Source organism: Bacillus cereus group sp. N31 (genome assembly GCF_016483245.1).
Lineage (GTDB): Bacteria > Bacillota > Bacilli > Bacillales > Bacillaceae_G > Bacillus_A > Bacillus_A toyonensis.
Genome location: NZ_JAEHCH010000010.1, coordinates 111,839 through 136,118 on the forward strand (window position 1 = coordinate 111,839; position 24,280 = coordinate 136,118).

Consider the following 24,280-nt stretch of genomic DNA (forward strand, 5'->3'; position numbering starts at 1 on the left):
TTTTTGCACGATTTATTTAAACATAAAAACTTTCGTTCGTGAGCGAACGTTTAAAATAAATCCAATTGCAATCATGTATGTAAGCAACGAACTTCCTCCGTAGCTCATAAGGGGTAATGTGATTCCTGTAATAGGTAGTAATCCGATTGTCATCCCGATATTTTGAAATACTTGAAAAGTAAACATTCCGATTGTACCAGCGCAGATGTAACTACCGAAAGGGTCATTACTTTCTAAAGCGATATGAATCATGCGGAAAATAAGTAGGAAAAAAAGTGCAATAATGACACTTGCGCCTAAAAATCCGAATTGCTCAGCGACATTAGTGAAAATAAAATCTGTATGTGGTTCTGGAAAATATACTTGTCCATTTTCCCATCCTTTTCCTTGCATTTCTCCTGATCCAGTAGCTAAGAAAGCTTGTCTTAATTGATAGCCTTGCGCGTCATATTCGTAAGGGGCCAGCCAACCATAGAAGCGGTTTAATTGGTATTCTTTTAAGATATGCTCCTTAAAGAATTCTGTATGAGCAATATAAATATACGTTAAGGTAACACCTGCTGTGAAAATAACGGAGACTAATCCGAAAATAAAGCGCCAACGTATACCGGAAACTAGTATCATTGCTGCCAGCATCGCTGAAATTACCATTGTGTTTCCTAAATCAGGTTCTTTTGCAATAAGTAGTAGCGGTGGCAAACTCGTTGCGAATATTTTCCCGAGTAAGATAAAATCTTCACGAGGTGTTCGAAAAAAATATTTTTCGTTATGATTAGCTATAATTCGTCCAATGACGATAATTAAAAATAATTTCATAATTTCTGAAGGTTGAAAATTTCCGATGCCTGGGAGCCTGTACCAAGCGGTAGCCCCTTTAATTGCAACGGCACCTGGAACCTGAAGTTCTAGCCCGATAAGTAATATCATTGCAAAGCTATATAAATACCAAGCAATTTTTTGATACCGATCGAAATCGATAATCATAATAACACTAATAGCGACAAATCCAATGAAGTACCATTGTATTTGCTTGAGTGCAAAATTTACATTTTGTAAAAATGGTGGTAAAGAGGTTTGCGCACTTGCAATAGCAAAGCAACTAACAGTCCCAATGGCAAATAAAATGAATAGTAATACGTAGTCTATTTGATATTGAGAATTTGGATCTTTCAATGTGTGTATTCCTTTCTATCGCCTAGTAAGTATACGGATCATGTCATGATAAAAATAATATACAAGCAGACTATGCATACATTTATTCCACTATTTGTGGGAAGTCATACATCACACGGAAGGAATAGTACCTACCGTGTGATGGACTATATGGCACGGAGTTCTTTTGTAACTATATTCAAACAATGAGAAAGGCGTATATGTGTATCGGTCGTTGGAATGAGCTCTGGATATAGCTGATAAAATGTTGTAGCATTTTTATACCATTCGCAAGCTTTTAACAGACTCGTTTTGTAATAGTCAATCTCTTGTAGGAAACCATATTTTTTTGAATTTAAAACGAGATGTGAAAAATCTTCGCAGCCTTCAAGGTATTTGTGATGTACTTGCTGTCCAGTATGAAGGCGGAAAGAACTTAAAGGTTCCGTGATGTAGATCGCATCACCTTTGGAAAGTAAACTGATCCAAGAGGCCATATCAACACTACAATTATAATTTCTCCCATTTAAAGTACCGAAAGGTTCTGTTAATAGGCGTTTTCGAAAGAGTACAGTCGTAGGTTCACCGATAATATTTTGTCCTAGTATAAGCATATGGTTTCCAAGATCTGTCCCATTTAGTAGAGTATCTTCATCATATAATCTTTTCATGGAGGGATGTTGTTCAATTATCTCTCCATCGTCATTAATCCAAGTACGATAAGATGTAATAAGTGCGAGATTTTGATCTAAGTCTTTTTGGAAATAAAACATCATTTTTTCAATTTTACTATTATAAAATATATCATCATCCATTAAGAAATTTATGTACTCTCCATGGGACTGCTTTAATAGCATAAGTGAGTTATTAAATTGTCCTAGAGTAGTGGCATTTCGAATGTACGTTATGTGTTTATGATTAGGTAAATAATGTGTCTGCATTAGAATCTCTGTTTCATCATTTGTACTATCGTCTCCTATAATAATTTCAATATTTGAATACGTTTGTGCTAATGCACTTTCTAGAGCAATTTTAAAATAATATGGTCGATTATAGGTGGGAATAAGGATGGAAACGAGAGGTGGATTTTTTATATTATCCATATACAACTACCTTTCAGAAATTTTTTGTGTAAGAATAATATCTTGATAACTTGTGTGTTCAGTTCTGCTACACCATGAACCATAATGGGGAGGAGTCTGCAATTCTAGTCCATACTTATTTAATAGGGTACGAATATCTTCCTCAGGATAGGCAACTGCGAAATTTGGGATCTCTTTATTTAGAACATAACAATTGTCAATTTGATGATAAAAACCTAACGTACTTAGACCTGCATTTAAATAATAGGAAGACTCAGGGTTAATTAAAAAGAAAGTAATAAAACATCTCCCATCTTTTTTCAAAACTCGAGAAATTTCACTTAAGTAATGCTCTAATTCTTTCGGGAGAAGATGGGTAAATACAGACGTTAAAAAAATAAAGTCAAATGATTCATCTTCATATGGAAACTTGTATTGGGAAGCATCTTCTTTTCCATCGGGATTGTAGAATTGGTTATATATATCGACATGTTCAAAATGAAAATTGTTACGGCGTGTTGAAATGTTATTTTTGCACCATGTAATTCCCTTATTAAATAAGTCAAATCCATAATAAGTACCATCATCGCTTAAATAGTTCATTAATGGAACCGCCATCCGGCCGATACCGCATCCTACATCTAACACTGTTTCATTTGATTTTAAATTGCCAATTTCAATAAAATACTGTATAAACTCTTTTCCGACTTCTTCAAAGTCACCACCTACATATTGAACGAGTTCTGGAGGTGGAATTAATGTGATTTTTTTCTCATTTTCGTTCATACATTCACTCCGTCCTTGTAGTAAAGTAAGAAATTTTTATTGCATATACAAGTTAATCATTTATAGTGAGGGGAACTTTACACGATTGGTTCTTATGAATCCGTAGTGTGATAGCCCCCCTCAAAAGAATAAAATTGTATTCTATTCCTTTCGCCAATAAATACCGAAATCATCAATTTGAGTCATAGGAGCTTTTATATTTCTTTCACTTCTGAAATCTGTTACAGCCTCTGCGCATGTTATCAATCCATAATCATCAATAATAATAAAGCCACCTGTTGAAACTTTATCGTATAAATTTACAAGACTATCCATCGTTGATTCATACATATCACCATCAAGGCGAGCAATTGCAATTTTTTCTATCGGTGCTGAAGGCAATGTATCTTTAAACCAACCCTTTAAAAATTTCACCTGATCATTTAATAAATCATATTTTCTAAAGTTTTCTTGCACTGTTTCTAAAGAAACTCGTAAGTAATCGAATGTGTGCAAATAATCACCGTAATCTTTCGGATATTGTTCTAAGTTAGGTGCGGGCAGACCTTCAAACGAATCGGCAACCCATACAGTACGATCTGTAATATTGTTTGCTTGTAAAAAACCATTCATAAAAATGCATGATCCTCCGCGCCATACACCAGTTTCAATAAAATCGCCTTCTATATTTTCCCTGAATACAGTTTCCATCGCCTCTTGTAATTGATTCATACGTTTTCGACCAACCATACTGTGTGCAGCTCTTGGCCAATCCTTGCCACCTTGACGCTCATTGTTTGAAACGTTAGGATTAACGATTTTTAAATTGTGATTTTCTATATACTGCTTAAGAAATAAAGGAAGTGGAACCGTAACTGGTTCATATGATAGTTCTTTAGATATATGTAACGAAGCAGGTAAGTATGGTTCGTATTCTAACCATATTTCAAATAAAATTGTTTTCTTTAATAACTCAAGATAAAGCCGGACAGCCGATTTATTTTCCATATAAGTGCCTCCTGAAGAATGTCATACAACATTATGACTATGTAGAAAAAAAGGATTTAATGATTGAATTTACCAATGAAAAAGCAGTAAAACCAATATCAGTTTTACTGCTAAGTAAAAGATTAAGCGATTTTCTCAATAATAATAGATGCACTTGTACCAAGAGCTAATGATAGCCCAAGCCCTGTAACGATTACTTCAACTAATGATGGAGTTGTCGTAATTTGCGTAATTGCTTGAACAACGATAGGTGCTCCAACTGAGATTAAAGTAGCCCCAGTACCTGGTACAGATACCCCATTTACTTGGATTGTAAGCCCACCTAATACACTTAGTGCTGCAGTATATACGATAACAGTGATTTTATAGAATCCAGTTTCACTAATTACGAAAGTATCAGGATCTAATTGAGAAATTGCTGTACCAAACTGAGATCCAACAGTATTAAATGGTACAGGAGCATTAAGTCCAAGATCCAAAGAAATTCCAGCGGAGTTAAATGCATACAATCCTGCTGGAAGTCCTAGCCCTGATGGTCCAGTAGGTCCAGTAGGTCCAGTTGGCCCAGTAGGTCCAGTAGGTCCAGTTGGCCCAGTAGGTCCAGTAGGTCCAGTAGCACCAGTGTCACCAGTTGGCCCAGTAGGTCCAGTAGCACCAGTGTCTCCAGTAGGTCCAGTAGGTCCAGTAGGTCCAGTAGCACCAGTGTCACCAGTAGGCCCAGTAGGTCCAGTTGTACCAGTTGTACCAGTTGGCCCAGTAGGTCCAGTAGGTCCAGTCGGCCCGGTTGGTCCAGTCGGCCCGGTTGGTCCAGTCGGCCCAGTTGGTACAGTAGGTCCAGTAGGTCCAGTAGGTCCAGTCGGCCCAGTAGGTCCGGTAGGAAGGGTAAATGGTGGTATTGGTGGTAATGTTGGTCCTACAAGATTAGGGTCAAATGCACTAGCTGATAAAGACTCATCGGGATTCAATCCATCTGAATAATTATTATTTGACATAAATTCACCTCCATAAAGCGTTCATTATATAGTAGATGCAAAACCGGAAGAAAATGACACGGACATTTGAATTATTGAAAAGAAATCTTAAACTGCTTGTGCAAGTTAAAAAAGTGGAAAGTTTATTGTATGTATAACATATGATTGATTTGGAAGAGGGTGATTATGTTGAACAAGCAAGGAATTACAATTAGTTTATGTATGATTGTTCGAGATGAGGAAGATACAATAGATCGATGTTTAGATGCAGTCGGAAAAATTGTTGATGAAATTATTATAGTTGATACAGGTTCCATTGATCGAACGAAAGAAATTGTAGCTCAATATACCTCTAATATATATGACTTTCCATGGATTAATGATTTTGCGGCAGCGAGAAATTTCTCTTTTTCAAAAGCAACGCAAGAGTATATATTGTGGCTAGATGCAGATGACGTATTATTAGAAGATGCTCAAGAAGCATTGAAACTCTTAAAAAGAGAATTAGATCCTAAAATTGATGCTGTTTCGATGCCTTATCATCTTGCATTGGATTCTAGCGGGAAACCTTTATATTGTACAAAAAGAAATCGACTTGTAAAGCGTGAAAAACAATTTCAATGGTTTGGAAAGGTTCATGAGTATTTAGCTATTTCTGGTGAAACTTTTAGTAGTAATGTTGCTATTACACATAAAAAAGAAAAAAAGGTAACAAATCGTAATTTGAAAATTTTTCAAAATGCTGTAGCTGCAGGAGAAGAATTGAGTCCGAGAGATTTATTTTATTACGCAAATGAATCTATGGATAACCAAAAATATGATGATGCAGTTATGCTATATGAAACATTTCTTAATCAAGACGAAGGATGGTATGAAGAAAAAATTTATGCATGTGGTAAGTTAGGAGATTGCTATGCAAAGCTTGGATCATGGGAAAAGGCAATTGAATCTTGCGTGAAGTCGTTTCGATATGATGTTCCTAGAGGAGAGAATTGTACAAGAATAGGATATATATATATGGAACAACAAAAATATAACGAAGCGATATTTTGGTTTAAACTTGCAACGGAAGTACCAATGGCGACGGAGAGTCCATTTCATAGTCCAGCGAGCTACACATGGCTTCCCTATTTACAAATGTGTATTTGTTATAGCAAGTTAGGAGAGCAAGACAAAGCTTATTATTACAACGAATTAGCGGCTGCTTATGTTCCAAATAATGCTGCAATCGAATATAACCGCAAATATTTTCGGAGTGTTTTTGATAAACAATATAAATCGTTATAGGCAGCTTTTTTTAGAAATGGCTCATCGCGATTCTAACTCTAATAGATTGGCTATATAGTAAAGTATCGGCAATGTAACTAGTACTGGTTACATCTATAGATTTTAGATGAGATTTATATTTCAAATTCAATTTGCATAAGGAGTGTGTAAAATGAATTCCCCAAAAAATTCTTTATACGAAGAAAAGTCTGGGCATTATTATAATGCAGTGAATCCGAATTTATTAAAGCATATAAAAAAGGAATGGAAAGAAGTTCTTGATATCGGTTGCTCGAGTGGTGCATTGGGAGCTGCCATAAAAGAAAATGGCACACGTGTATCAGGAATTGAGGCATTTCCAGAGGCGGCAGAACAAGCAAAGGAAAAACTAGATCATGTTGTTTTAGGCGATATAGAAACAATGGATATGCCGTACGAGGAGGAACAATTTGATTGCGTTATATTTGGTGACGTATTAGAGCATTTATTTGATCCTTGGGCTGTAATAGAAAAAGTAAAGCCATATATAAAAGAAAATGGTGTGATTTTAGCAAGTATACCAAACGTTGCTCACATTTCAGTATTAGCGCCGTTACTTGCTGGAAATTGGACGTATACAGAATATGGTTTATTAGATAAAACACATATTCGTTTCTTTACATTTAATGAAATGCTCCGAATGTTTTTAAAAGCAGGATATTCGATTAGTAAAGTAGATCGTGTATATATTGATCATAAAGTGTACGAACCACTTATTGAGGAATTATATGGAATTTGTAAGAAATATCGTCTTGGAAGTGGCTTCATGGCTGAGACGGTCGTATTTCAGTATATTATTGAAGCAGAAAAATCACAGTTATGAGTGCTGCTGAAAAAACAATATTATTTGTTACGTGTATAAATGATCGGAAAATGTATGCACAGTGCGTGCGGCATATATTGAGATTGGCAGTGCCCCCAGGATATATTGTACAATTTATGCCAATTCGGAATGCGAAAAGTATGACGAGCGGATATAATCAAGCGATTTCGCATCCAGCGAAATATAAAGTATATATACACCAAGATGTTTTCATTATGAATGTGGCATTTTTATACGGATTACTTCAATTATTTAACGAACATGAACATCTTGGAATGATTGGAATGATTGGAGCCCAATATGTTCCTCCAAACGGGATATGGAATGAAGGCAAGGGGGTTGTTGGGAAAGTCATTGGTTATATGAATGATTTATTTTATATGGCAACTCAAGAACAGCCGTACCATGAGTCAAAAACATTTATGCCGGTGGAATGTATTGATGGTTTATTGATGGCCACACAATATGATATCCCGTGGCGAGAAGACTTATTTGACGGATTTGACTTTTATGATGTATCTCAATCATTTGAATTTAAAAAAGCAGGATATACAGTCGGTGTACCTGTACAGCGCGATGCTTGGTGTATTCATTATCATTTCGATGTGAATATGACAAACTATGAAAAATATAGAAAAGTATTTGTAGAGAACTATATGTCAGATGTGAATAAGGAAGAATAGAGGGGCTACAAAATGAAAGATCACACAATATTAGTCGTTGTTTGTGTAAATAATGAAAAGCTTTTCGAGCAATGCGAGAGGCAAATAAGAAACATTTTTGTTCCCCCTGGCTATGCTGTGCAAATTTTCCCGATACGAGATGCAAAAAGTATGGCAAGTGCATATAACCGTGCTCTTTCATTTCCAGCAAAGTATAAAGTATATATACATCAAGACACGTACCTTATTAATCGTGATATGTTTTATAATCTTATTTCTCTTTTTAAAGAAAATGAAAAACTTGGTTTAATTGGAGTTGCTGGTGCTCAGTTTTTACCGAGTAACGGGATATGGTGGGAAGGGAAAAATTTAGTGGGGAAAGTGATTGAGTATAGAAGACGGAATTATCAATTATTAAATTTAGATCAAGGGTTTTATGGAAATCAATCTTTTATGTCAGTGCAGGCAATCGATGGTTTACTCATGGCAACACAGTATGATATTCCGTGGCGAGAAGATTTATTTCAAGGATTCCACTTTTATGACGTTTCACAGTCTTTAGAGTTTCAAAAGGCTGGCTATCTAATTGGTATCCCTAATCAAGCAAATTTATGGTGTATTCATTATAACGGAGATGAGTTTGATGCCGATACATACGAGAAGTATCGGAAAGTGTTTGTAGAACAGTATAAAGATATACTATCTCCATCATAAGGGAGAGATGTAGGATGAAAGGGATTATTTTAGCGGGCGGAACTGGATCGAGACTATATCCAATTACGAAAGTCACGAATAAACATTTGCTTCCTGTTGGACGGTATCCAATGATTTATCATGCAGTATATAAGCTAAAACAATGCGGGATTACAGATATTATGATAATTACAGGTAAAGAGCATATGGGAGATGTTGTTAGCTTTTTAGGAAGTGGCCACGAATTTGGCGTGTCTTTTACGTATCGGGTGCAAGATAAAGCGGGCGGGATTGCACAAGCTTTAGGTCTTTGTGAAGATTTCGTCGGAAATGATCGTATGGTAGTTATATTAGGAGATAATATTTTTTCAGATGATATTCATCCGTATGTTGAAGAGTTTACAAAGCAAAAAGAAGGTGCGAAAGTGCTATTGCAATCTGTAGAAGATCCTGAAAGGTTTGGTGTAGCGCATATTCAAAACCGCAAAATAATTGAAATTGAAGAAAAGCCGAAAGAGCCGAAAAGTTCCTATGCAGTTACAGGAATTTATTTGTATGATTCGAAAGTCTTTTCTTATATAAAAGAATTAAAACCTTCCGCAAGGGGAGAGCTTGAAATTACAGATATCAATAATTGGTATTTAAAACGAGGGGTACTTACTTATAATGAAATGAGCGGTTGGTGGACTGATGCAGGAACTCATGCTTCTCTTCAAAGGGCGAATACGTTAGCACGGGATATAAACTTTGGTAAACAGTTTAACGGAGAATAGGTGAGAATATGAAAGTTATAGAAACAAACTTTACCGATGCAAAATTGTTAGAACCGAGGTTATTTGGAGATGAGCGTGGTTTTTTTACAGAGAGTTATAATAAGAAGGTACTAGAAACATTAGGAATTACGTATTCATTTGTACAAGATAACGTATCTTATTCAGCACAGGCAGGAACAATTCGAGGATTGCACTTTCAAAAAAAACCGAAAGCACAAACAAAACTCATTCAAGTTATGCAAGGGGCAATTTACGACGTTATCGTTGATTTGCGAAAAGGTTCTCCAACATTTAGACAGTGGAGAGGATATATTTTAAGTGCGGATAATCATCGGCAATTATTGGTACCAAAAGGATTTGCTCACGGTTTTTGTACGCTTGTCCCGCATACCCTTGTTATGTATAAAGTAGATGAGTATTATAGCGCAGAGCATGACTCTGGATTACTTTGGGAAGATAAAGAATTAGCAATTCCATGGCCGGTAGCAAATCCTATCTTGTCAGATAAGGATCGAATATTACCATTGCTTCAGGAATATGACGATAGCTTTTAAGTAGGAGAGTTGTTTATGAATATATTAGTAACAGGTGGAGCTGGATTTATTGGAAGTAACTTTGTCCATTACATGTTACAAAGCTATGAAACATATAAAATTATAAATTTCGATGCATTAACATATAGCGGAAATTTAAATAACGTAAAGTCTATTCAAGATCATCCGAATTACTTTTTTGTAAAAGGGGAAATTCAAAATGGAGAGCTGCTGGAACATGTTATTAAGGAACGTGACGTGCAAGTAGTTGTAAATTTCGCAGCTGAATCACATGTAGATCGTAGCATTGAAGATCCGATCCCTTTTTATGATACAAACGTAATCGGGACAGTCACTTTATTAGAATTAGTGAAAAAGTATCCGCATATTAAGCTCGTACAAGTATCAACAGATGAAGTATATGGTTCTTTAGGGAAAACAGGAAAGTTTACTGAGGAAACCCCATTAGCTCCAAATAGTCCGTATTCTTCAAGTAAGGCGAGCGCGGACATGATAGCTTTATCTTATTATAAAACATATAAATTACCAGTTATAGTGACGCGTTGTTCCAATAACTATGGGCCGTATCAATATCCCGAAAAATTAATTCCATTAATGGTTACGAATGCGCTGGAAGGAAAAAAACTACCGTTATATGGTGATGGATTAAATGTAAGAGATTGGTTACATGTAAAGGATCATTGCAGTGCAATTGACATCGTTTTGCATAAGGGGCGTTTAGGAGAAGTATATAATATAGGGGGAAATAATGAAAAAACAAATGTAGATGTTGTGGAACAAATTATTACTCTCTTAGGTAAAACAGAAAAAGATATTGAATTTGTTACAGATCGTTTAGGTCATGATCGTCGTTATGCAATTGATGCACACAAAATGAAGAATGAGTTTGATTGGGAACCGCAGTATACGTTTGAACAAGGGCTAAAAGAAACAGTGGAATGGTATGAAAATCATATAGAATGGTGGAAACCACTAAAAGAAAAGTAAGGGGCATGAAAATGAAAGAGCGGGTTATCATAACAGGAGCAAATGGTCAGTTAGGAAAGCAACTACAAGAAGAGTTAAGTCCTGAAGAATATGACATATATCCTTTTGATAGAAAGTTACTAGATGTAACAAACATATCCCGAGTTCAACAAGTGGTACAAGAGATAAGACCACATATAATCATTCATTGTGCAGCTTATACGAAGGTGGACCGTGCTGAGAAAGAACAAGATCTTGCTTATTTAATAAATGCAATAGGAGCTCGAAATGTAGCGGTTGCTTCACAATTAGTAGGGGCTAAGTTAGTTTACATTAGTACCGATTATGTATTTCAGGGCGCCAGACCGGATGGGTACGGTGAATTTCATAATCCAGCGCCGATAAATATATACGGGGCCTCTAAGTATGCGGGGGAGCAGTTCGTCAAAGAGTTACATAATAAATATTTTATCGTTCGTACATCGTGGCTGTATGGTAAATACGGAAGTAATTTTGTAAAAACGATGATGCGATTAGGTAAAGAAAAAGATGAAATAACCGTTGTAGCGGATCAAATTGGCTCTCCTACGTACGTGGCAGATTTAAATATGATGGTTAATAAGCTCATTCACACTTCTTTATACGGTACATATCACGTATCCAATAGAGGATCATGTTCTTGGTTTGAATTTGCACAAAAAATATTTTCTTATGCAAATATGAATGTGAATGTATTACCTGTTTCAACGGAAGAATTTGGATCGGAGGCTGCGAGGCCGAAATATTCTATCTTTCAACATAATATGCTACGATTAAATGGTTTTTTACAAATGCCTTCTTGGGAAGAAGGATTAGAACGTTTTTTTATAGAAAGAAAAAGTCATTAACAAATTTATGTTAATGACTTTTTTGTTTGCCTTTAAGCCGTTTTATGGTACTATAATTATAGTATCAGGTACTAATAACAAGTATAAGTATTTCTGGGAGGATATATCATGGAACTATTACAAGGGAAAACATTTGTTGTTATGGGCGTTGCGAACCAAAGAAGTATTGCATGGGGAATTGCTCGCTCTTTGCATAATGCAGGTGCAAAATTAATATTCACATATGCAGGAGAACGTTTAGAAAGAAATGTTCGTGAATTAGCGGACACATTAGAAGGACAAGAATCACTTGTATTACCTTGTGATGTAACGAATGATGAAGAACTTACAGCTTGCTTTGAAACGATTAAGCAAGAAGTTGGTACAATTCACGGTGTAGCACATTGTATTGCTTTTGCAAATCGTGACGATTTAAAAGGTGAATTTGTAGATACTTCTCGCGATGGGTTTTTACTTGCACAAAATATTAGTGCATTCTCTTTAACAGCTGTAGCAAGAGAAGCGAAGAAAGTAATGACAGAAGGCGGAAATATTTTAACGTTAACATACCTTGGCGGTGAGCGCGTTGTGAAAAATTATAACGTTATGGGTGTTGCGAAAGCTTCATTAGAAGCGAGCGTAAAATATTTAGCAAACGATTTAGGCCAACATGGCATTCGTGTGAATGCTATTTCTGCAGGACCAATTCGTACGTTATCTGCGAAAGGTGTAGGCGATTTCAACTCAATTTTAAGAGAAATCGAGGAGCGCGCACCACTTCGTCGTACTACAACGCCAGAAGAGGTTGGAGATACAGCAGTATTCCTATTCAGTGATTTAGCACGCGGTGTAACAGGAGAAAATATTCACGTTGATTCAGGATATCATATTTTAGGATAAATATTAATTATAGTTTTTAAAGGGCAGTCTCTAAACGTTGAGGCTGTCCTTTTTTATTGTTCTCAGAAAGAACGATTTTTAACGAAAGTTCTTGCCACGTTATGAATATAACTATAATAGTACACGATTTATTTAGCAACGTATGGAAGTGGGAGGGACGAGTGTGAAGAATAAAAATAAAAGTTCAACAGTTGGAAAACCGTTGTTATATATTGCGCAAGTAAATTTAGAACTTGCTGCACCGAAAATAAAACGAATTATATTAACGAATTTTGAAGATGAGGACCGAGAAGTGAAAAGTAATAGAAACGAAAATGTTGTAAGTAGTGCTGTGGAAGAGGTGATAGAACAAGAAGAGCAGCAAATAGAAGAAAAAATAGAAGAAGAGGAACAAGAAGAGCAAGAAGAACAACAGCAAGTGAGAGCCGTCCCGTACAATAAATCATTTAAAGATATGAATAATGAAGAAAAAATTCATTTTTTATTAAATCGTCCTCATTACATTCCGAAAGTAAGATGTAGGATAAGAACGACTACCGTCTCATATATAGGATCGATTATATCGTATCGTAATGGCATTGTATCCATTATGCCACCAAATAGTATGAGAGATGTTCGGTTATCTATAGAAGACATCAAATCGATTGATATGGCCGGCTTTTAAATATGTAAAGGTGGTAGAAAGCTTCTACCACCCCAATAGTTTTTTAGTTTACTTAACTTATTAGATAGTAACGTCGCGTAGGCATTGAATCGCACAGAAGCAGCTTAAATCAACAGTAATGCAAGTAGATGTCGAGATTAATCTTGCATTTGGTACAGCTAAAAACGTACAAATTGGATCGTCACCAGGCGGTACAGGAGAACCGTCACCTAATACTACAGTTAACACACGCAGTACAGCACAGCTATCATCATCTACGCTTTCCACACGGAAAATTGGAGAGCGGCAGCTAGTAAGGCTTGAAGATGGTGCAAATGCTTCAAAAGGTTCACCAGTTTTTGTGTATAAAATAAAAGGGCGTGTATTTGCTACTGATGCAGTATTGTGTGCTCCTAAAAATGGGATTTCACAACCAGATCCACACGTAGTAGTAGAGCAATCTTGTAATTCATTGATGAATTTTACAACGTCAACTACACAATGAGAAGAGCTATGGTGTTTATTTTCGTTACAACTCATTAATGTCACTCCTTATCTTCTTGTTTGTATTTACATTAATAAGATATTGGAGTCGGAGAGATTTGGTCACAATCTCAAGACCTTTTTTTTTAAATAGGCGAAAGAAGATAAGGGAAGGTGGATTCATGCTATTTACAAGCTGGCTTTTATTTTTTATTTTCGCGTTAGCTGCTTTTAGGCTCACTCGTTTAATTGTTTATGATAAAATTACAGCCTTTTTGCGAAGACCGTTTATTGATGAATTAGAGATTACGGAACCGGATGGAAGCGTATCGACTTTTACAAAAGTAAAAGGTAAAGGATTAAGAAAATGGATTGGCGAATTATTAAGTTGTTATTGGTGTACAGGTGTATGGGTCAGTGCTTTTTTATTAGTTTTATATAATTGGATCCCAATCGTTGCGGAGCCATTACTTGCATTATTAGCTATCGCAGGTGCAGCAGCAATTATTGAAACAATTACAGGATATTTTATGGGAGAATAATATATTTTAATAACATCAAGAAAAAGCGGAGTTTAAAAGAATGAGGGAACGGAAATAAGGAGTTGTTCATATAGTGAATAGACAGAATTGACAGTAGAGGAGATGTTTGCTGTGAGCAGTAATCAAAGGCAAAATTCATATGACCTGCAGCAGTGGTATCACATACAGCAACAACACCAAGCGCAACAACAGGCATATCAGGAACAATTGCAACAACAAGGCTTTGTGAAGAAAAAGGGATGTAATTGCGGGAAAAAGAAGAACAAAATAAAACAATATGAAGAATGAAACACTCATGTTACTGTGAGTGTTTTTTATTATAAATATAAAAAAGCGGTATTCCTGTTTTAGAAATACCGCTTTTTACTAGCTAATTTGTGCAACTGTTAATGCTGCCGCACGGACGTCTACAGTTCCAATCAATTCAACTGGTACAATTTGAATTAAGTCACCAGGGTTTAAGTTAATAAGAATAACACCACTAGATACGTCTACTTCACCAGTACCAATAACGTTAGAACGAACCGCTGTACCTGATCCAGGAATAATGTTAGCCGGCGTACCTAATGATAAGAAGAAACGACCAGCTTCTGGTGCCGTAGGAACGTTATCAAGACTAATTGTTAATGTATAACTAATTTGATAAATACCAGCTCGTAGAATTCGAATACCATCTCCGACACTTACTGTATCATTTATTACAGGAACAGTAATATTTGGGTTTGGACTTACGCTAGGTAATAGTAATGGTGTAAATAGTGAAGCGAACTGAGGTGCAGAAGCGTTGAAAGCAAAACCGAAGGCAGGTAGTGTACTAGCTGGTTTCGCTTCGCAATCAATCTTAGTAAATTCGCAATCAGAAGAGAACATGTTTTTCACTCCTTTATCTGTTTCTACTTTCAGTTAATGAAAAGGACAGGTTCTATGTTCTAGACAAGTTCCCAATTTTATAAAAAATACATAATAATACCTTTTAAGCATGGATTGGGTGGCAGAATTTTCTGCCACCCAATCCATGCTTAAATCGTTATTTAGTTTTAAATCGTAACATCACGTAAGCATTGAATAGCACAGAAGCAACTTAAATCAACCGTAAGACAAGCAGGGGTTGATACTAGCCTTGCATTTGGTACATTTAAAAACGTACAAATTGGATCGTCACCAGGTGGTACAGAGGAGCCATCACCTAATACTACAGCTAATGCACGTAACACAGCACAATCATCATCATCGATGCTTTCAACGCGGAAAATTGGAGTTCTACAGCTAACAAGGCTTCCTGATGGTGCAAATGCTTCAAAAGGTTCTCCAGCCTTTGTGTATAAAATAAAAGGACGTGTATTCGCTACTGATGCAGTGTTATGTGCTCCTAAAAATGGAACTTCGCAACCAGATCCACATGTAGTGGTTGCGCATTCTTGTAATTCATGTATAAAACGAACAACATTAGATACACAGTTGAAATCAAAATCATGGTGATGATTATCTTCGTTGCAATTGCAGCTCATTATGTTCACTCCTTATCGTGAGTTCTGACATACACTATTACAATATGAACGGGATATGGTTGATATTACGTTAATTCTTATGATAAAAGCAGGTAATTTGAATAGGAGGGGGAGTACGAGAAAAGACATCCTTATTTAGTGGATGTCTTTTCTTGTAGTATATAAAAAACGAGATATGTCTAATTTCTTTCCTCTGAAAAATTGCGGAGAAGAAATGTAAAGTTCTTCTTTCGCACGTGTAATTGCGACATAGAGTAATCGTCGTTCTTCCTCTAGTGCTTCAGAAGTTTCCGTTACACGGTCATTTGCGTCTTTTAAAGAAGAAGTATGCGGCAAAATACCATCGCTCGCTCCAAGTAAAAAGACGCATGGAAACTCAAGGCCTTTTGCATTATGAATGGACATAAGCGAAACGGCATCTTTTTGAGGCATTGTTTTTAATGCTTCCATTTCTTTTTGACCTTGAATCGCCTCTTCAATAAATTGTAAGTAAGCTGGAATATCGGTGAAACGAGTTGCAGACTCCATTAATTCTTCTAACATTTCTTCTTGGATGTCTTTATGCATCGTAAAGGAAGAACGATCGTTACTTTGTAAGTACTCTAAATATTTTCCTTTACCATGAATAATTTCTTTTAATGCTTTTTTCGGTTCTAATTCTTTTATAAATTTAATAAAATCAATGCGCTCATTTACCTTTTTTACTTGAAAAGGTTTCAAACTCGGATTTAATAATAAGAAATGAAGAAGAGAAGGGAAACGACCTTCACCATATTTCCATTGCTCACGTTCAATAAAGGAAATGCACTCATCTCGGCCGATATACATAGTTGGTAATATGTTAGAAAGAGATTCTAGGCGAAACGGTTCAATCACGAGTCGTAAATGATCTAATACAGGTCTAATTAAAGAGTGCTCGTAAAAGGATTGACTCGCACCGTGTTTAATAAACGGGATTTTATGAATTGTAAGCTGATCAAGTAACGAACGGCTTACAGAATGTGTGCGATAAAGTAAACAAAAATCTTTATAGTTTCGTTCGCCACTATCTACTTTTTCTTGAATGAGCTGTAAAATTTGATTTGCTTCATCAAGAGTTGTAGCTGGTCGTGCGTAAAATGGTTGTACACCTTCTTCACGAACAGAATATAGCTCTTTATCAAAACGCTCTTGATTTAGTTTGATAACTTCATTTCCAAGTCCAACGATAAATGGATTGGATCGATAATTCGTATTAAGCGCGATAATCGTTGTATTATCAAATTCCTTTGGGAAAGATAAAATAATTTGATGACTTGCTCCTCGCCAGCCATAGATCGCTTGATCATCATCACCTGCGATAAATAAATTATTTCTTGGCGTGGCTAACAATTTTACAATTTCATATTGTGCATAAGATGTATCTTGGAACTCATCTACTTCAATATAGTGAAAACGTTGCTGTAATTGAGTAAGTAAGGGAGCGTTATTTTCTAACATATAATATGTTTCTAATAAGATGTCATCGAAATCGATATAATTATATCGTTGTTTTACCTCTTCAAAACGTTCGTATACTTCTTTAAACTCTTGTTCAACTGGTGTTTTCGCTTTTACATCTTTCGGACGATTTAAGTTGTTTTTTTCAAGGGAAATCATAGCGAGCATCGTTTCCGCATCATAACCGTCTTTTAAACGTAATTCTTTTAAAATTTTCTTTATCATAATTTGTTTATGTTTTTCATTTGCTAAAATTTGCTGATTATATCCTTGGCTACGAAGCAATTTTAAAAAGACAGAGTGGAATGTACCAGCAACAACATAGCTACTTGCGGCACGATTCATACCTGGTAAATTTGCTACACGACTTCGGATTTCTTCAGCCGCTTTTTGTGTAAATGTAAGCAATAAAATATTCCGTGGATGAACTTGTTTTACATTTACTAAATAACCAACGCGGGTTGTTAAAACAGATGTTTTTCCGCTTCCGGCACCAGCCAATGTAAGAACAGGACCTTCTGTCGTTCGCACAGCTTCTAATTGTTTTTCGTTTAGAAAAACATTTTGCTGTTCGAGAGCGCGGAAATACGCCGCATCTGCATCTTCTTCCATAATTAAATGGGTAGATGTTTTCGGAATATGATATGTGGCACGCGGAATATCAGCGTGTGTTAACGATTTTTGTGAAAATTTTTCTTGTGTCATATATTCACCTTCAAAACTATAGCATCAACATTTAACTTTAGCGGAAGAAAAAGAAAATAGCAATGTAAAAAACAGGAGGGGCTACCTCCTGTTTTCAAATTACAATTCTTTTATCATAACGATGTGAGGAATATTTGCTTCCATAAATACATCAGAACTCGTTACGTATCCAAGTTTTTTATAGAAATCTTCAGCATGTGTTTGGGCATGAAGTTTCAATTTTGGTAGCGAGTTTTTTTTTGCATATGCTTCAAGTGCATCCATTACAATTTTTCCAATGCCTTTTTTACGATGGGAAGCTAGTACGCAAATGCGTTCCATTTTTCCTATTCCATCAATGGTGCGAAAACGACCAGCACCAACTGGAACATCATTATCATATATAACAACGTGTGTTGATGTTTCTTCAAACTCATCATACTCTTCTTCAGCAGAAACGCGTTGTTCATTCACGAATACTTGCTTACGTACAGAGAATGCATCTCTTAGTTGTTCGTCTGTTTGTACGATCTGTGCGTGCAAATTAGTTGTTCCCCTTTCCAAGGTGGAATGTTTCGTGTACAGTCCATGTTCCGTTTTCTAATTGATATAGAAGATGGAAGCGATCAATTGGTTGTTCATAATAGAAATCTTTCATACGTAATCGACCTAATACATCAGCATGCTCTGCATCTGATAAACCTTGTCCGATTGTTAAATGAGGTACGAAAGCGTATTCGCGTTCTTGCGTGAATAATCCGCTATGCATTTCTTCATTTAAGAAAGTAAGTTCAGGTGTTTTTTCTACTTTAAAATAAAGAACATTATTAACAGGTGCGAATGAACCAACTTTTCCGACATGAAGGGTGAAAGGGTTCGTTTTATTTGCGATTGTATGTAGCTCGTTTACAATCGATTCTAATTGTTCATCTTGCGTCTCAAAGGGTGTTTTCAATGTAATATGTGGCGGAACTAATGCGTAGTGCGGATCATAACGCTTACGCAATCCGTTCGCTTTATCTTGAATCATTTTAGATGGAAAAATTACAATGCCTAATTTCATGTTCCAATTCCTCCCTTTGTAAGTCTAGTTAGATTTTGAGAAAAATAAATCTCTTTATCTATTATATCAAATTATTCTGAACACTGCTCTCTATTATTTCATTGATAGAATATGAGAGAAGGCTTTCGGTAAGTCAGCCTGCCAATACTTCCACGTGTGATTACCTTCAAACTCTTCGTAATGCGTGATGAAATTTCTATCTGTAAGAAGAGTATTAAGCTCACGGTTCGGTTCTACGAAATCAGATACTTGTCCATCAGTGCGCTTTACAGCTGTTTCTTCTGTACCAATGACGTGATAAAGTTCTAAAGCCTGTGGATCTTTGAATTCTTTTGCTAAGTTCATTACTGTTTCGTCAACAAATGGTGATTGCATAACGACTTTACCGAATGTATGCGGATACATAAGTGCAGTCATAAAGGAAACTGTACCGCCAAGAGAATCTCCAATTAAAACGCGACCTTTACCCATTTGATACGTTGGATAATTTTCATCGATATATGGAGCAAGCTCGTGAGCAAGGAAACGAATATAAGCAGCATTCTTTACATCGCTTGGGAAATATTTTTCCTTACGATCGTGTACGTTTTTATATGGAATACCGACAATAATTGTGCGGTCAATTTCTTCAGTTTCACGAAGGCTTTCAATTACACGGTGTGCTTTACCGAGCTGAAAATAATCTCTACCATCTTGTGCAATTACAACTGTATGTTTGTGCAGTGGCGTGTAATTTACTGGTAAGTAAACTAAAAGCGTAACATCTTCTTGAAGTGATGCGCTATAAAATGAAATTTCCTCAATTCTCCCTATTGTTTGATTCATGTAGATCCCCCTAAATAAAAGTTTACTGTAATGATTGTAAGGGCGACGCTTATAGTGAAAATGAAAGAACGATTCACTAATAGGTGCCTTAATTTCTATTTTACCATAATGGTACGAAGAATCTAAAAAATTAGTATTTAAGTTAGGAAAGAAAACGGATATAATGAAGTGGGATTTTTGACAGGTGAGAGGGGAGACAGAATTTGAAACAAGAAAGATCAATTGCACTACCGTTAGCCATTTCCATTATAGCTATTTCATTCGCAGCAGTTTTTGTAAAGATGTCCTCAGCACCATCTTCCATCTTAAGTATGTATCGTTTATGGATTATTGTACTTATTATGCTGCCTATCGTTTGGAAGAAGCGGGAAGAGTTCCAGAAGATTCAAATAAAAGATTGGGGATTTTTAATTGGATCTGGATTCTTTTTAGCGCTACATTTTCTTTTATGGTTTGAGTCTTTAAAGCATACAACAGTTGCTAGCTCGACAATTATTTTAGCACTTCAACCGATCGTGTCTTTAGTTGGAGGTTTTTTTCTATTTAAAGAAAGAACAACCTACTCAGCCATTGCAACGATGGGTATCGCTATATTAGGTGTAATGTGTATTGGTTGGGGAGATTTAGGTTTAAGTAAACAAGCAATTTATGGAGATATATTATCCTTTTTAAGTGTAATAGCGGTTGTCGGTTATTTATTTATCGGGCAAACGACAGTAAAGAAAGTCTCACACTGGATTTATAGCTTTACAGTTTTTGCATTCGCAGGTATTTTTATGGGGATTTATAATATCGTGCTGCAAGTACCTTTTACAGGTTATACGAAGTGGGACTGGACTATTTTTCTTTTACTTGCGATTGTACCGACAGTGTCACATGTCATTAATAATTGGTTATTAAACTACGTAAATGCAACAACAATTTCAATGAGTATTTTAGGAGAACCAGTTGGGGCGTCTATACTAGCGTTCTTCTTACTTGGAGAAAAATTAAACGCAATGCAAATTATCGGCAGCATGCTCGTATTGTTTGGTGTATCTGTTTTCTTACTGCAGCAACAAAAAAGAACAGCAAAAAATGTGGTGAACGAGCCAGTGTATACACAGGAATTATAATGTTAGCGGAGAAAAGAGAAGTTAGGATACTTCTCTTTTTGTTTTGTAGAAATTTAGGTGAAGAAGGGGGGAGTGTAGTGGAATTTCCATCAAAAAAAGACGCATGGTTATATTCAATTTTTTTCATTATTTTAGGCGCCTGTTTTGCTCCGATATTTGCAGGGAGAGAATATTTTCTTTTGTTTTTTACAATTCCATTGGCAATAGTATTTATTTGGAGTTGGTTTTCAACAAAATATATCGTCGGGGAAGAAACAATTACTATTAGATCAGGTCTCGTAAAAAATGTATATTTATACGAGATATAAAACAAATTTTAAATACGAAAAACCCAATAGCAGCTCACGCATTATCATTCGATCGACTTGAAATTGTTTACGGCGTACATAAAACAGAGATTATTTTTCTTAAAGATAAAGAACAATTCATCAATCTCGTAAAAAGTAAAAATCCCCACATTGTAATAAAGTAAAAGAGTGGCTTCGTAGCCACTCTTTTACTTTGGGTTTGTCATATAAGGTTGTACATGAATGACGCATAGGTCACGAAATTTTCCTTCAGCAGTTGTAACAATTACGACTGCTCTTCCTGCACTTTTTCCAGTAATCGTTACCGTATCTCCTTTTGGATATATGGTAATGATGTCAGAATTCATATTTGTCCAAATAAGTTCTTTATTTGCTGCTTGCATTGGCAAAACGGAAGCTGATAAATCCGCACTTTGTCCAGTTTTTATTTTCAACTTATTTTTTTGCATATGAATACCGATAACGGAAATAACAGAAGGAGCGATTGAAATTTTGGGTGGATTAGGTTGAATGTTTAAACGAGAAGCAGAAGTATTTGTAATAGGTGAAAATTTTCTTATATGTTGTTGCTGGAAAGCTGCTAACATGTTGGAGTCCCCTTTCTGTATAAGTGCTAATACTAATACTATAAAGGAGTAGTGTTATGTTAAATTTAACGAAACATAAAGAATTTGTTAAATTTGAGAAGAAGATTGTCGAACTGTAAAAAAATCTCTGCTGTTACGATAACAGCAGAGATTTCTTTTTTATAGACTATCACTATGTTGTTTTTCGAAATTCTCAAATTGCTCTTCAACTTCTTTTGAAGGTTGTGTTAGTAAACTAACGATTACGATTGCTAGTAAACTAATTGTGAAACCAGGAATCATTTCATATAAGAAGTTTGTTAAGAATTTAAATTGAGTCCATATTATAACAGTAGCGGCACCAGAAATCATACCAGCAAGTGCGCCCCATTTCGTCATGCGTTTCCAATATAGACTTAATAAAATAGCTGGTCCAAATGAAGAACCAAATCCAGCCCAAGCGTATCCAACAAGAGCTAAAATCGTATCATTTTGTTTAAACGCTAATGCGCACCCAACTAATGCGATACCAAGAACAGCCATACGACCGACAAATACAAGCTCTTTATCAGAAGCAGAGCGTTTAAAGAAGGTACGATATAAGTCTTCTGTTACAGCACTTGAAGTAACGAGAAGTTGAGATGAAATTGTACTCATAATTGCAGCTAAAATCGCAGCTAATAAAAATCCAGTAATAAGTGGATGGAATAAAATTTTTCCAAGCTCAAGGAAAATTGTCTCTGGGTTAGATAATGTCAACTCTTGTTGTGAATAGTAGGCAATACCGATAAGACCAGTAAACATAGCTCCGACAACAGAGAAAATCATCCAGCTCATACCAATTCTTCGTGCGCTTTTCAGTTCTTTTACAGAAGAAATTGCCATAAAGCGTACGATAATATGAGGTTGTCCAACATAACCAAGGCCCCATGCGAATAAAGAAATCATTCCTAAAGTGGAGGCACCTTTAAAAATATCTAAACGTGTTGGATCTACAGAGCGAATTGTATCAAATGCAGGTCCAAGTCCGTTTGCATTCATAATTGTTACGATAGGAACAAGAATAAGAGCAACTACCATAATGATTCCTTGCACGAAGTCTGTCCAACTTACTGCTAAGAAACCACCAAATAATGTGTAAGCTACAACGACGCTTGCTACAATGAATAATCCAATATGATAGTTCATACCAAATGAATTTTCAAATAATACAGCGCCTGAAACTAACCCTGAAGCTACATAGAAAGTAAAGAAAATCATAATAACAAGTCCGGATACTAAGCGTAGCATGTGAGATTTGTCGTGGAAACGGTGTTCCAAAAATTCTGGGATAGTAATAGAGTTGTTTGCAATTTCAGAGTAGGTACGTAAGCGAGGAGCGACATATAGCCAGTTTGCGTATGCGCCTAGTGTTAGGCCAATTGCAATCCAACTACTACTTAATCCAACGCTAAACATTGCACCGGGTAATCCCATTAAAAGCCAGCCACTCATATCGGATGCTCCAGCACTTAATGCTGTTACTGCGGGGCCTAGTGTACGACCGCCAAGCATATAATCTGTTAAGTTGGATGTTCGTTTGTAGGCGAAATAGCCGATTACTAACATCCCGAGCATGTAAATAGAGATAGAAGTTAAAGTTAACATCTGCGTACTCATGTAGTTCCCCTTCCTTTTGTCATGTCTTTTGATGCATTTTGCATATTTATCCCGCATTAACGGGCGGTAAAACTCCCACAAGTTAAAATTGACTGGGCAAGGAAGTTAGGTGGGAGATCAACTGCCCGTAAATGCCCGATTGGTGAAGGCTAATAATCAATCGGGGATGAACAAAACCCCCACTGATTAAAGTTTCACTTTATAATCTATCATGATTATTCAGAAAAATCCATGCGCAAATACGAATTTTCTGAAATTTAAGCGTTTTTTGACAGCTCTTTACTTTTGGGATATATGACTTTCTAGCAAAAAACCTTAATTTTAATAGAGTATTTATTATATTTACATAAAAACACGTTGTTTTGTCAATATAATATTGAAAGAAGGGAAAAATATTTTTTTCGAAAAAAGTATTGACTTGTGAAAAAAATTAAGTCTATAATGAGTGCAACTTAAAAAAATGCAAGCGTTGATGAAGAAGAGTACACATGATGAACATGTCAGAGAGCTGATGGTTGGTGCGAATCAGTATGGGATTGATGTGGAATGGGCTTCGGAGCTTCCAAACCGAAACGAAAGAAGTAGGCTTTGGCGACATGATCTCATCGATACAAGAGACACGTATTGTTTTTGATACGGTAAAGTGCGTTACATTCGTAACGAATTAAGGTGGCACCACGGGAGTACCCGTCCTTTCTATAGGATGAGTACTCCTTTTTTGTGTACAAAAAATTAAATATGTTAAATCGTTTAAGTAAGAAGAGTACGTATATTGGAGACGTTTTAGAGAGTCGGGGACAGGTGGGAGCCCGGTACGGTGCCATATACGGAATGGGCTTACGAGAGGTATGCTGAACAATTTTATTCAGTAGGCAACCCGGGTTC

The 24,280-nt window shown here is 36.0% G+C and carries 27 protein-coding genes, 1 pseudogene and 2 other annotated features (1 of these 30 only partly in view); of the genes and pseudogenes, 14 read left to right on the forward strand and 14 right to left on the reverse strand.

Annotated elements, in window-relative coordinates; translation table 11 throughout:
• Positions 1-12: 12 nt before the first annotated feature.
• The 5 genes from JDS81_RS14690 to JDS81_RS14710 all read right to left on the reverse strand — a co-directional run bounded on the left by JDS81_RS14690 (position 13) and on the right by JDS81_RS14710 (position 4,999).
• The gene (locus JDS81_RS14690; protein WP_097953218.1) at positions 13-1,173 is read right to left on the reverse strand and encodes an FtsW/RodA/SpoVE family cell cycle protein; all 1,161 of its coding nucleotides are present in this window, start codon (positions 1,171-1,173) and stop codon (positions 13-15) included.
• Positions 1,174-1,319: 146 nt separating this feature from the next.
• On the reverse strand, positions 1,320-2,255 hold the full coding sequence (locus JDS81_RS14695; RefSeq protein ID WP_097953219.1) for a glycosyltransferase family 2 protein: 936 nt from the start codon (positions 2,253-2,255) through the stop codon (positions 1,320-1,322).
• Positions 2,256-2,261: 6 nt separating this feature from the next.
• The gene (locus JDS81_RS14700) at positions 2,262-3,020 is read right to left on the reverse strand and encodes a class I SAM-dependent methyltransferase (protein ID WP_097953220.1); all 759 of its coding nucleotides are present in this window, start codon (positions 3,018-3,020) and stop codon (positions 2,262-2,264) included.
• A gap of 141 nt (positions 3,021-3,161) precedes the next feature.
• Positions 3,162-4,007 carry a TylF/MycF family methyltransferase gene (locus JDS81_RS14705; protein ID WP_097953221.1) on the reverse strand — a complete coding sequence of 282 codons (846 nt, stop codon included), beginning with the start codon at positions 4,005-4,007 and terminating at the stop codon, positions 3,162-3,164.
• A 122-nt stretch (positions 4,008-4,129) separates the two neighbouring features.
• Positions 4,130-4,999 (reverse strand): BclA C-terminal domain-containing protein, encoded by an 870-nt coding sequence (locus JDS81_RS14710; RefSeq protein WP_199688518.1) that lies wholly within the window; start codon positions 4,997-4,999, stop codon positions 4,130-4,132.
• 165 nt (positions 5,000-5,164) lie between these two features.
• Here JDS81_RS14710 and JDS81_RS14715 point away from each other — a divergent pair, with 165 nt between their 5' ends.
• From JDS81_RS14715 to JDS81_RS14760, 10 genes are all read left to right on the forward strand, one after another.
• Positions 5,165-6,265 carry a glycosyltransferase gene (locus JDS81_RS14715; RefSeq protein WP_097953222.1) on the forward strand — a complete coding sequence of 367 codons (1,101 nt, stop codon included), beginning with the start codon at positions 5,165-5,167 and terminating at the stop codon, positions 6,263-6,265.
• A gap of 151 nt (positions 6,266-6,416) precedes the next feature.
• Positions 6,417-7,106 carry a class I SAM-dependent methyltransferase gene (locus JDS81_RS14720; protein WP_001087862.1) on the forward strand — a complete coding sequence of 230 codons (690 nt, stop codon included), beginning with the start codon at positions 6,417-6,419 and terminating at the stop codon, positions 7,104-7,106.
• Positions 7,103-7,789 carry a glycosyltransferase family protein gene (locus JDS81_RS14725; RefSeq protein WP_097953223.1) on the forward strand — a complete coding sequence of 229 codons (687 nt, stop codon included), beginning with the start codon at positions 7,103-7,105 and terminating at the stop codon, positions 7,787-7,789. The genes JDS81_RS14720 and JDS81_RS14725 overlap by 4 nt, the downstream gene beginning before the upstream one ends.
• Before the next feature lie 12 nt (positions 7,790-7,801).
• On the forward strand, positions 7,802-8,482 hold the full coding sequence (locus JDS81_RS14730) for a glycosyltransferase family protein (RefSeq protein ID WP_000651532.1): 681 nt from the start codon (positions 7,802-7,804) through the stop codon (positions 8,480-8,482).
• Positions 8,483-8,496: 14 nt separating this feature from the next.
• Complete coding sequence (locus JDS81_RS14735; protein ID WP_000676182.1) at positions 8,497-9,234, forward strand: sugar phosphate nucleotidyltransferase; 738 nt, start codon at positions 8,497-8,499, stop codon at positions 9,232-9,234.
• An 8-nt stretch (positions 9,235-9,242) separates the two neighbouring features.
• On the forward strand, positions 9,243-9,788 hold the full coding sequence (rfbC, locus tag JDS81_RS14740) for a dTDP-4-dehydrorhamnose 3,5-epimerase (RefSeq protein WP_000864168.1): 546 nt from the start codon (positions 9,243-9,245) through the stop codon (positions 9,786-9,788).
• 15 nt (positions 9,789-9,803) lie between these two features.
• Complete coding sequence (gene rfbB / locus JDS81_RS14745; RefSeq protein WP_097953224.1) at positions 9,804-10,775, forward strand: dTDP-glucose 4,6-dehydratase; 972 nt, start codon at positions 9,804-9,806, stop codon at positions 10,773-10,775.
• Between the two features lie 11 nt (positions 10,776-10,786).
• Complete coding sequence (gene rfbD / locus JDS81_RS14750; protein ID WP_097953225.1) at positions 10,787-11,641, forward strand: dTDP-4-dehydrorhamnose reductase; 855 nt, start codon at positions 10,787-10,789, stop codon at positions 11,639-11,641.
• A 108-nt stretch (positions 11,642-11,749) separates the two neighbouring features.
• Positions 11,750-12,520, forward strand: coding sequence for an enoyl-ACP reductase FabI (fabI, locus tag JDS81_RS14755; RefSeq protein ID WP_000421885.1), 771 nt, complete (start codon positions 11,750-11,752; stop codon positions 12,518-12,520).
• Positions 12,521-12,662: 142 nt separating this feature from the next.
• Positions 12,663-13,184: a spore coat CotO family protein gene (locus JDS81_RS14760; RefSeq protein ID WP_097953226.1), complete on the forward strand. Its 522-nt coding sequence runs from the start codon at positions 12,663-12,665 to the stop codon at positions 13,182-13,184.
• Positions 13,185-13,244: 60 nt separating this feature from the next.
• Here JDS81_RS14760 and exsY read toward each other — a convergent pair whose 3' ends face one another.
• A complete protein-coding gene (exsY, locus tag JDS81_RS14765; protein ID WP_001277750.1) occupies positions 13,245-13,703 on the reverse strand; it encodes an exosporium assembly protein ExsY in 459 nt (152 codons plus the stop codon).
• 125 nt (positions 13,704-13,828) lie between these two features.
• Here exsY and JDS81_RS14770 point away from each other — a divergent pair, with 125 nt between their 5' ends.
• Positions 13,829-14,188: a DUF1360 domain-containing protein gene (locus JDS81_RS14770; protein WP_000899662.1), complete on the forward strand. Its 360-nt coding sequence runs from the start codon at positions 13,829-13,831 to the stop codon at positions 14,186-14,188.
• A gap of 102 nt (positions 14,189-14,290) precedes the next feature.
• Entirely contained in the window at positions 14,291-14,476 is a 186-nt protein-coding gene (locus tag JDS81_RS14775; protein WP_033657318.1) for a hypothetical protein, read from the forward strand.
• Between the two features lie 78 nt (positions 14,477-14,554).
• On the opposite strand, the gene exsF is transcribed toward JDS81_RS14775, so the two are convergent.
• From exsF to JDS81_RS14805, 6 genes are all read right to left on the reverse strand, one after another.
• Complete coding sequence (gene exsF, locus JDS81_RS14780) at positions 14,555-15,058, reverse strand: exosporium protein ExsF (RefSeq protein WP_000492940.1); 504 nt, start codon at positions 15,056-15,058, stop codon at positions 14,555-14,557.
• Positions 15,059-15,225: 167 nt separating this feature from the next.
• Positions 15,226-15,696: a spore coat protein CotY gene (gene cotY / locus JDS81_RS14785; protein ID WP_001277720.1), complete on the reverse strand. Its 471-nt coding sequence runs from the start codon at positions 15,694-15,696 to the stop codon at positions 15,226-15,228.
• Between the two features lie 135 nt (positions 15,697-15,831).
• Complete coding sequence (locus JDS81_RS14790; protein ID WP_097953227.1) at positions 15,832-17,880, reverse strand: ATP-dependent helicase; 2,049 nt, start codon at positions 17,878-17,880, stop codon at positions 15,832-15,834.
• 99 nt (positions 17,881-17,979) lie between these two features.
• A complete protein-coding gene (locus JDS81_RS14795; protein WP_000543300.1) occupies positions 17,980-18,402 on the reverse strand; it encodes a GNAT family N-acetyltransferase in 423 nt (140 codons plus the stop codon).
• Between the two features lies 1 nt (position 18,403).
• A complete protein-coding gene (locus tag JDS81_RS14800; RefSeq protein ID WP_000765873.1) occupies positions 18,404-18,922 on the reverse strand; it encodes a YjcG family protein in 519 nt (172 codons plus the stop codon).
• Positions 18,923-19,015: 93 nt separating this feature from the next.
• Positions 19,016-19,747: an alpha/beta hydrolase gene (locus JDS81_RS14805; protein WP_001076855.1), complete on the reverse strand. Its 732-nt coding sequence runs from the start codon at positions 19,745-19,747 to the stop codon at positions 19,016-19,018.
• A 203-nt stretch (positions 19,748-19,950) separates the two neighbouring features.
• Here JDS81_RS14805 and JDS81_RS14810 point away from each other — a divergent pair, with 203 nt between their 5' ends.
• A complete protein-coding gene (locus JDS81_RS14810; protein ID WP_000808238.1) occupies positions 19,951-20,862 on the forward strand; it encodes a DMT family transporter in 912 nt (303 codons plus the stop codon).
• A 77-nt stretch (positions 20,863-20,939) separates the two neighbouring features.
• Positions 20,940-21,334: pseudogene (locus tag JDS81_RS14815) on the forward strand (PH domain-containing protein).
• A gap of 24 nt (positions 21,335-21,358) precedes the next feature.
• Here the strand turns inward: JDS81_RS14815 and JDS81_RS14820 are convergent.
• Positions 21,359-21,757 carry an Ig-like domain-containing protein gene (locus tag JDS81_RS14820; protein ID WP_000878713.1) on the reverse strand — a complete coding sequence of 133 codons (399 nt, stop codon included), beginning with the start codon at positions 21,755-21,757 and terminating at the stop codon, positions 21,359-21,361.
• A gap of 159 nt (positions 21,758-21,916) precedes the next feature.
• Complete coding sequence (gene putP / locus JDS81_RS14825) at positions 21,917-23,395, reverse strand: sodium/proline symporter PutP (RefSeq protein ID WP_000107200.1); 1,479 nt, start codon at positions 23,393-23,395, stop codon at positions 21,917-21,919.
• Positions 23,396-23,855: 460 nt separating this feature from the next.
• Positions 23,856-24,093: a binding site (T-box leader), on the forward strand.
• Positions 24,094-24,135: 42 nt separating this feature from the next.
• Positions 24,136-24,280, forward strand: a binding site (T-box leader); it runs 101 nt beyond the window's last position.

What these genes read in the sequence shown, in the direction of transcription:
- cotY (WP_001277720.1), bottom strand. Translation starts at nt 15,696, where the DNA reads ATGAGCTGCAATTGCAACGAAGATAATCATCACCATGATTTTGATTTC.
- JDS81_RS14770 (WP_000899662.1), top strand. Translation starts at nt 13,829, where the DNA reads ATGCTATTTACAAGCTGGCTTTTATTTTTTATTTTCGCGTTAGCTGCT.
- JDS81_RS14800 (WP_000765873.1), bottom strand. Translation starts at nt 18,922, where the DNA reads ATGAAATTAGGCATTGTAATTTTTCCATCTAAAATGATTCAAGATAAA.
- JDS81_RS14705 (WP_097953221.1), bottom strand. Translation starts at nt 4,007, where the DNA reads ATGGAAAATAAATCGGCTGTCCGGCTTTATCTTGAGTTATTAAAGAAA.
- JDS81_RS14820 (WP_000878713.1), bottom strand. Translation starts at nt 21,757, where the DNA reads ATGTTAGCAGCTTTCCAGCAACAACATATAAGAAAATTTTCACCTATT.
- JDS81_RS14730 (WP_000651532.1), top strand. Translation starts at nt 7,802, where the DNA reads ATGAAAGATCACACAATATTAGTCGTTGTTTGTGTAAATAATGAAAAG.
- JDS81_RS14700 (WP_097953220.1), bottom strand. Translation starts at nt 3,020, where the DNA reads ATGAACGAAAATGAGAAAAAAATCACATTAATTCCACCTCCAGAACTC.
- rfbB (WP_097953224.1), top strand. Translation starts at nt 9,804, where the DNA reads ATGAATATATTAGTAACAGGTGGAGCTGGATTTATTGGAAGTAACTTT.
- JDS81_RS14695 (WP_097953219.1), bottom strand. Translation starts at nt 2,255, where the DNA reads ATGGATAATATAAAAAATCCACCTCTCGTTTCCATCCTTATTCCCACC.
- rfbD (WP_097953225.1), top strand. Translation starts at nt 10,787, where the DNA reads ATGAAAGAGCGGGTTATCATAACAGGAGCAAATGGTCAGTTAGGAAAG.
- putP (WP_000107200.1), bottom strand. Translation starts at nt 23,395, where the DNA reads ATGAGTACGCAGATGTTAACTTTAACTTCTATCTCTATTTACATGCTC.
- exsY (WP_001277750.1), bottom strand. Translation starts at nt 13,703, where the DNA reads ATGAGTTGTAACGAAAATAAACACCATAGCTCTTCTCATTGTGTAGTT.
- JDS81_RS14735 (WP_000676182.1), top strand. Translation starts at nt 8,497, where the DNA reads ATGAAAGGGATTATTTTAGCGGGCGGAACTGGATCGAGACTATATCCA.
- JDS81_RS14775 (WP_033657318.1), top strand. Translation starts at nt 14,291, where the DNA reads ATGTTTGCTGTGAGCAGTAATCAAAGGCAAAATTCATATGACCTGCAG.
- JDS81_RS14720 (WP_001087862.1), top strand. Translation starts at nt 6,417, where the DNA reads ATGAATTCCCCAAAAAATTCTTTATACGAAGAAAAGTCTGGGCATTAT.
- JDS81_RS14790 (WP_097953227.1), bottom strand. Translation starts at nt 17,880, where the DNA reads ATGACACAAGAAAAATTTTCACAAAAATCGTTAACACACGCTGATATT.
- fabI (WP_000421885.1), top strand. Translation starts at nt 11,750, where the DNA reads ATGGAACTATTACAAGGGAAAACATTTGTTGTTATGGGCGTTGCGAAC.
- JDS81_RS14805 (WP_001076855.1), bottom strand. Translation starts at nt 19,747, where the DNA reads ATGAATCAAACAATAGGGAGAATTGAGGAAATTTCATTTTATAGCGCA.
- JDS81_RS14725 (WP_097953223.1), top strand. Translation starts at nt 7,103, where the DNA reads ATGAGTGCTGCTGAAAAAACAATATTATTTGTTACGTGTATAAATGAT.
- exsF (WP_000492940.1), bottom strand. Translation starts at nt 15,058, where the DNA reads ATGTTCTCTTCTGATTGCGAATTTACTAAGATTGATTGCGAAGCGAAA.
- JDS81_RS14715 (WP_097953222.1), top strand. Translation starts at nt 5,165, where the DNA reads ATGTTGAACAAGCAAGGAATTACAATTAGTTTATGTATGATTGTTCGA.
- JDS81_RS14760 (WP_097953226.1), top strand. Translation starts at nt 12,663, where the DNA reads ATGGAAGTGGGAGGGACGAGTGTGAAGAATAAAAATAAAAGTTCAACA.
- JDS81_RS14710 (WP_199688518.1), bottom strand. Translation starts at nt 4,999, where the DNA reads ATGTCAAATAATAATTATTCAGATGGATTGAATCCCGATGAGTCTTTA.
- rfbC (WP_000864168.1), top strand. Translation starts at nt 9,243, where the DNA reads ATGAAAGTTATAGAAACAAACTTTACCGATGCAAAATTGTTAGAACCG.